Annotated in this window: 5 protein-coding genes; 3 read left to right on the top strand and 2 right to left on the bottom strand. The window is 44.7% G+C overall.

The genetic code is table 11. The features are described from left to right. Positions 1-1,141: 1,141 nt before the first annotated feature. On the top strand, positions 1,142-2,356 hold the full coding sequence (locus tag A3860_RS36215; RefSeq protein WP_081155491.1) for a hypothetical protein: 1,215 nt from the start codon (positions 1,142-1,144) through the stop codon (positions 2,354-2,356). A gap of 65 nt (positions 2,357-2,421) precedes the next feature. Here the strand turns inward: A3860_RS36215 and A3860_RS36210 are convergent, their stop codons facing one another. Continuing rightward, positions 2,422-3,966, bottom strand: coding sequence for an ATP-binding protein (locus tag A3860_RS36210; protein WP_158085470.1), 1,545 nt, complete (start codon positions 3,964-3,966; stop codon positions 2,422-2,424). 333 nt (positions 3,967-4,299) lie between these two features. On the opposite strand from A3860_RS36210, the gene ku reads away from it, so the two are divergent. Continuing rightward, entirely contained in the window at positions 4,300-5,079 is a 780-nt protein-coding gene (gene ku, locus A3860_RS36205) for a non-homologous end joining protein Ku (protein WP_081155489.1), read from the top strand. Positions 5,080-5,503: 424 nt separating this feature from the next. On the opposite strand, the gene A3860_RS36200 is transcribed toward ku, so the two are convergent. Continuing rightward, positions 5,504-5,911 carry a helix-turn-helix domain-containing protein gene (locus A3860_RS36200; protein ID WP_081155488.1) on the bottom strand — a complete coding sequence of 136 codons (408 nt, stop codon included), beginning with the start codon at positions 5,909-5,911 and terminating at the stop codon, positions 5,504-5,506. Positions 5,912-6,170: 259 nt separating this feature from the next. Here A3860_RS36200 and A3860_RS36195 point away from each other — a divergent pair, with 259 nt between their 5' ends. Then, a complete protein-coding gene (locus A3860_RS36195; protein WP_081155487.1) occupies positions 6,171-6,974 on the top strand; it encodes a succinate dehydrogenase in 804 nt (267 codons plus the stop codon). Positions 6,975-7,007 lie beyond the last annotated feature (33 nt).

The following is a 7,007-nucleotide window of genomic DNA, read 5'->3' as shown; positions in this document are numbered from 1 at the left end:
GTTATCAGGCTAAAATCTCACAATGATTATGTCTGTTGAACGCTATACCCGGAGGTTTACCGGGATCCAATTTCACTGCGTTGATGGCCTCTTTTGTGCTGCCTGCCAATATTAACCGTTGGGGAGTGTTTTATTCTGGAATCAATAGTGTCTTCATTCAATCTGAAATCTTAATGGAAGCGTGATATGCAGGTTGTAAAATAGCAACTTTACTATTGTGATGCCAATTTAATTGCCAGATTGTAACTCTATTTCCAATTTTCACCAAAGAAGTTTAACAAATAACACAACTGTAAGCCAACAGCCGCTATTTTTTGGAAAGTGCCGCCCCAAAGTTGCTAAGGATGCCACGTATGTTTCAAACTATGGGGCACTTGTTGTAAACTATGGGACACTTGTTGCGAACGATGGGACAATTGTTGCGAACGATGGGGCGCTTGTCGCAAACGATGGGGCGCTTGTTGCGAACGATGGGGCGCCTTGTTGCAAACAATGGGGTGCTTGTTGCAAACGATGGGGTCTATGTTGTGAATGTTGGGGCGTAAGTTGCGAATGTTGGGGTGTTAAGTTGCGAACGTTGGGGCGTTAGTTGTGAACATTGGGGTGTTAAGTTGCGAACGTTGGGGTGTTAGTTGCGAACGATGGGGCGTTAGTTGTGAACGTTGGGGTGTTAGTTGCGAACTTTTATCATAAAGTTAATGAACAGTAAAGGGACGATTGTTTTATTAGAATAAACGATCACCACAACGGACCGTTCGCCTGCCTGGTGTTAAACTAAAAAGCCCCTCGATACGCCGGGGGGCTTTGGTTTGTTGGGGCAACAATATGCATTAACAGGGGGCGGGCTGATTTACATACTGCTGATAGGCCGCTTCTGTCAGGCATAAAACGTGATTATAAGTCATCCATGCCTGCCAGGGGTGAAACCGTTGGGATAATTGCCTTCATAGCCAATGCCGGCTTCTAAAAAGTGAATTTCAGCAGAAAGAGGCTGATTCATATAAACAAAAATAAAAGGCTGCCTATTTCAATGAAAAGAGAGTTATCCACAGCGCCTTCAATATCTCCTGTTTAAGCCAATTTCCTTACATGTAAAGCTACTATTACAATATCTTTACAGGCGCTAATTCAAAATACTTTTATGATTCCAGACTATAAGCTTTTCCTCGATCGATGTCAGTATGTTAATAAAATTTCCGCTTCGCTTATAGACGATTTTTTAGTGTATTATGCGGCCAGACAGGATAAAGTAGAACGTGAATTTGAGACCAGGATTTCCCGCTTCAGGGACATTGAAAAGGAAATGCCGTCTGATTGGAAGGGACTGATCAAAGCCCAATATATTGGCCACCGGATTTTTAAGGATGGAGGCCTTATCCATAAATACCTGAATAGCGCTGCTATTAAAGCACGTAATGCCGAAGAACAGGAGCACCTCAGGACCATGGCAGCTTATCCCTGGCGGTTTAGTTTCAGCGAGATCCGCGCTAACCCGGCTTCCGACTTCTACGAAATGGAAGACGTTTTTACCGGCGAAGTTTTTCTGCTGTACTCGCCCTCCATTACCCGCACATTATCCGATCAACCTGTGTTGTTATGGTTCAACCTGATAGGCTACAATGGTTCCTGTTGGCAAACCTACGGCCCGGTAATTTCGTTTCAGAGTTTCAGTTCAGATGATATCTTCTTTTATGCAACCGAGTTGAACCCTGCTATTGAATCGGATGCTGATCTGATGGCCGATGTTGACGACAACCCAGTCAGGTATATGGTATTGGCTTGCGGCTCCAATTACCCGCTGGTAGTTCAGCACGACAATGAAGTGGTGCAGGTGACCGGCGAGGGTAGATCTGTCAAATTCGACGTGCAGTTATTGAGAAAAGACTTCCGGGTTGAATATGCCGAAGGGGTGTTTAAATTAAGTCATGAGGTTTGGAGTGAGCCGCCACACTTCGCAGAAGCATTCTACGAAGAAGCTTCGGGTAAAGTTCTCCTGTTTGCCCTTACAGACCGGGGCTACCGTGAACTGTCGACCCTGCTGGTTGCACATGGAATGGAAATTCCCAATGAACCCGATATTCGTTTACACATTCCCATGGGTATTGTTGTTAAAAAAGCACTCAAAAAGTCGCCGGTCCTTAATCCATACAGCCAATTATTTGAAACACGAACATCTCCTGAAAGCCAGGCACAAATGTCGAAGCTCAACCGGTTCCTGGCCCTGGCACTTCCTTACATCAATTCAGGGCGGCAACCTGACATAGCTGTGCTTGCAAAAGAAGCCGGGATTGACCCTGAACTGGCAGGTGAACTGCTTCAAAATGCTATGAATAGGATTTCCGGGTTGCGAAGATAATGGCATTGTCATTAAAGCCATACGACCATAATGCTATTAAAATATTACGGGGTACATACTGGCCGCTATGATTCTTTAACGCGATAATCAGCAATTTTCCTTTGTTCGGAAGAAAAGTCAATGCCTATAGCTAGTTTTTTACGTTCGTCTCCCATATAAGGTTGCAAATAACCTTTTTCAAAAATTTGATCAAGGGCCTCACTGGCTGAAACGTCCAGTTTTAATTCCAGTGCATAGATGAACCGTTTTGTTTTTACGATAACGTCGGGCCGGCCTTTGCTGCTATGTACCTCTGCGGAGAGGTCTATACCAACATTTTTAAACGTGAGAAGGGTAATAATATGAAAAATAGATTCCGTATCCGCGCGCCAGAGGTCATAGGGAATACTTCCGGTCACTGCATTTAATTCATTGATGATACGAGGTGTGTCGCCATGCTCAAACGCAGTCCTGAGGTCAGCAGTGACCGATATTGAAGTGCCTGGAAAAACTTCGCGGTAAGCGCTGAGCAAATTATCCAGCAAGCTCCCCTTCACCTCCCGGTTCGGGTAATCCAGCGTATACAATTGTGTATCGGGGTTATAGCTTTTGATCGTAAGATAACCGGTTTGAAATAACAAGGGTCCTGAAACCGGGTTCTCGATTTGAAAACTACCTAATGATATGTCAGATTCACGAACATTTTCGAAATTATATTCTCTTTTCTTCTTGAGGAGATTTACCAAAAAAGATGGAGAACCGGTGGCAAACCAGAAATTTCTGAAGGCCTCTTCTTTCATAAAAGAGAGTAACGAAAATGGATTGTACAACGTTTCCTTTCCATCCCAACTATAACCATTATACCAATTTTTAATATTTTCCAGCAATTGAACCTTATCCATGTCGAGCACCCGGGGTAACGTTTCCAGCTCCTCCGCAAAGTTTTTTTCCAATTCCTGCTGGGTAATTCCCGCTATATTGTTGAAATGCTTGCTTAAGGTTATGTCTTCCAAATTATTGAGGTCAGAAAAAATACTCACTTTAGAGAACCTGCTTACTCCGGTAAGTATTAAGAGGCGAATGTGTTTATCCGCATCTTTCAGTATAGAATACAAATTTTTTAAAATAGCGCGGTTCTCTTCGGCTCTGGGAATATCATCCAGATAATCGATCAGAGGTTTGTCGTATTCGTCGATCAGGATGGCTACCTTGCCTTTTTGAGCAACTTTGCCAATTAATTCTTTAAATAACTGATCGTAAGCGCTATCTGTTAGCTCAACTTGCAAACGGCGGGCGTTTTCTTGTAATGCGCCTTCGATAGCACTTTGTAATCCAATTGTACCTGTGCCGATATTTGAAAAGGAAATTCTAATAACTGGATTATTATTTTCCCAATCCCATTTATCATGAATCCATAATCCTTTAAAAAGTTCTTCACTACCACTGAATAGCTCGGCTATAGTGTCCAATAACAGGCTTTTCCCAAAACGACGTGGACGACTCAGAAAATAATACTTCCCATAATTCACCATTTGGTGAATTATTTCCGTTTTATCGATATATACGAATCCGCCTTCCCGTATTTCTCGAAATGATTGTAGCCAATGGGATATTTCCTTGTCATACTGCAAATATAATTCATTGAAAATTAATGATCCAGATATAAGCCTTTATAGGATTACAGGTATTGGGGCAGAAGTTAGCAACACCTTGATTTGTCTTATTGCAATTATTTACATATTTAATCCCTTAAATTTTAGCAAGTCTTCGATCCAGGAGTTCGACAATCCCCGAACCATTCCCCCACCAGGATTGTTAAAACATGAACGGAACTACTTATCCCTTCAATTCCACACATCTTTCCCCGATGAAAAAAGGTTGCCAGTAAACATACCGCCACCCAGCCTTTATCCACGCATTTGGTTCGCACCTTGTAAATTTCATTGATTATTAAAGTGTACTATATGCGCTCCATGTGGAAAGGGTCGATCGGGTTCGGCCTCGTGAACATCCCTGTCAGAATGTATGTGGCTTCAGAAGAAAGCAGCATACCCTTTGTGCAGCTCGATAAAAAGACCCATTCCCGGGTCCGGTATAAAAAGGTAAGTGAGCTTTCCGGTAAGGAATTGCACCAGGAAGAGATCGTGCGGGCCTATCAAATGGGCGATGATTATGTGATCGTCGATGATGCTGATTTTCAAAAAGCGGCGCCGGAAAAAATTGACCACCTCGAGATCACGCAATTCGTCAACGAAAAAGAGATCGATGCCGTTTATTTTGAAAAGCCCTATTACCTGGAGCCCGATAAAGTAGGGGCGAAGGCTTACGCCCTGTTGCGGGAGGCTTTAAAAAAAGAAGGCAAAGCGGCCCTGGGGCCGTTGGTATACCATAATAAAGAATGGATCTGCCTTATAAAGCCCTTATGCAACGTGTTGGTTTTACATCGCCTCCGTTTTTCCGATGAGATCAGGAGTGAGGCGGGGCTGGTTATACCGGATACGCCTATAAAAGGGGAGGAACTGAAAATGGCCAGTCTGCTCATTGCCCAATTGACCAAACCCTTCAAGCCGGCCGATTACCGCGACACCTACTCAGAAAAACTGTTACAGGTGATTGAGGCAAAGGCAAAAGGAAAAGCAACCGGCAGGCCGCTTAAAGTGGCGCACAATGCCACCACCAGCGATCTTATGGACAAACTAAAAGCCAGTCTGCAGGTGAAATCTACCACCAAAAAAGCATCCTGATCTAAAACCTGTACACCCAATTCATAAGTAGCAAGCCATAAAAAAATAACTAAAGGAGGTTGATGTTTTGCCTCAGATCAACTATTGCCTGAACCCAGGGTAAATAAAAACCTATTACAATAGCTTTACAGTGCCTTTTCGAACTTCAATATAACATATATCTAATCTAGTCGTCCCCAACAAGGCAGCTTATCTTTGCCCCGGTTCAATAACCGGCGCGTACCGGCCTAAAACCTTATCCGATGATAAGTATTTGTACTGTAAAAAGTTGAATTATATTGGAGTTTTCATTGCCATTGTAGAAATCGATGCAATCATAAATCAGGCGTAACCAGTCTTGTTCTTCTTCCGGTGGCAATTACCGGGCTTCATTCATTCTGTATGCAAGTTACATGGGCTGTCTTTATCTTTTTGCAGCATGTGTTTACCTTTTTGCTGCAACTGTTTGCCTTTTTGCAGTGTGTGGCACCGTTATGTCCTCTTTACACGAATTTTCCCACTCCGTAGGGCACATGCCGAACTCTTTTTTGAATGCGGTGCAAAATGAACTGGACGATCCATAATAGCATTTAGCCGCTACCAGTTTTTTAGGCAGCCCATCTTTCAGGTACTTCCGCGCCTGGTATAAGCGTTGCTTTACCTGGTATTCTTTGATCCTGAAATGGTATACATCTTTAAACGCCTTCTCCACCGAGTTGCGGTGTGGCGTATTCAAATGATCGAGTAATTCAGCGGCTGTCTTGAACTGGAAAGGATTGGTGTCTATGTGCTGTTTAACACATTGTATGGCATCGCGCACATACCTGGAATAAGGTTTTACTGTATTGAGCATGGTCGATTCGTTTTACAACTTTAGTAATCGTCACCGTCATAGCATTTCGTAAGTTGTAAGGTTTATCTGAGCACGTTCCACTAAAATTACATGACTCGCCAACAACAGCAAAGAGAAAAGAGATCATGCTTTGCCCCCTTTGGTCATAGTTTGCCCAATTGATCATTATTTTAATTAACTTTATTCGACAAGTCCCATCCCCTCCATACTCCCTGACAACGCCCCCTTACCATTTTATCCCTGATTGCAAGCGCTGTTTATGACCCACACACCTGTAACCGATTTTCGCCGGGGTTTTGGTGCTACAAACAGAACCGATGCCTGGTGGGCCCGCCCCCTCGTCATTTTTGTTTGCCTCACCACCTTCCTCCTCTACGTTACCTGGGCTGCCTTCCAGGGCAGGCACTATACATTCGGCCCTTACCTGAGCCCCCTGTATTCGCCGGAACTATTTGGCGACAGCCCCCATAGCTGGTTTGGCGCCAAACCCGGCTGGTGGCCGCCATTTATTCCCTGGTCGCCGGCACTGCTGATACTCTGGGCGCCGGGCATCTTTCGCCTCACCTGTTATTATTACCGCGGCGCTTATTACAGATCCTTCTGGGCCGATCCCCCTTCCTGCACCGTAGCCGAACCGCGCAAAACCTATCGCGGCGAAAACTCCTTTCCCCTGATCATCCAGAATGTGCATCGCTACTTTCTATACATAGCCTTGTTCTTTTTATTGTTCCTGGCGCACGATGTGTGGCAGGCACTATGGTTTACCGAACCGGGTAGGGGCAACGCTTCGTTTGGCATTGGCGTAGGTACCCTGGTACTGGCCATTAACGTGGTGTTCCTCGCCGGCTATACCTTCGGGTGTCATTCCCTGCGGCACGCCGTGGGTGGCTTTCTCGACCGGTTTTCCGGCTCACCCATTCGTGCCCGCACCTGGCGCTGTGTCAGCTGCTTCAACCGGCGGCATATGCTGTGGGCCTGGTTAAGCCTGTTCTGGGTCATGTTTTCGGATATTTATATCCGGTTGTGTTCTATGGGTGTGTGGCATGATTGGAGAATAATATAAGGTTACCAGTTACCGGTTACCGGGTACCAGTTG

Source organism: Niastella vici (assembly GCF_002077945.1).
Classification (GTDB): domain Bacteria; phylum Bacteroidota; class Bacteroidia; order Chitinophagales; family Chitinophagaceae; genus Niastella; species Niastella vici.
The sequence above is the reverse complement of the archived record's forward strand: the minus strand, read 5'-3'. Positions and strand labels throughout refer to the sequence as shown.

Excerpts from the sequence above, each read along its gene's own strand:
- A3860_RS36215 (WP_081155491.1), top strand. The coding sequence starts at position 1,142 with ATGATTCCAGACTATAAGCTTTTCCTCGATCGATGTCAGTATGTTAAT.
- ku (WP_081155489.1), top strand. The coding sequence starts at position 4,300 with ATGCGCTCCATGTGGAAAGGGTCGATCGGGTTCGGCCTCGTGAACATC.
- A3860_RS36200 (WP_081155488.1), bottom strand. The coding sequence starts at position 5,911 with ATGCTCAATACAGTAAAACCTTATTCCAGGTATGTGCGCGATGCCATA.
- A3860_RS36195 (WP_081155487.1), top strand. The coding sequence starts at position 6,171 with ATGACCCACACACCTGTAACCGATTTTCGCCGGGGTTTTGGTGCTACA.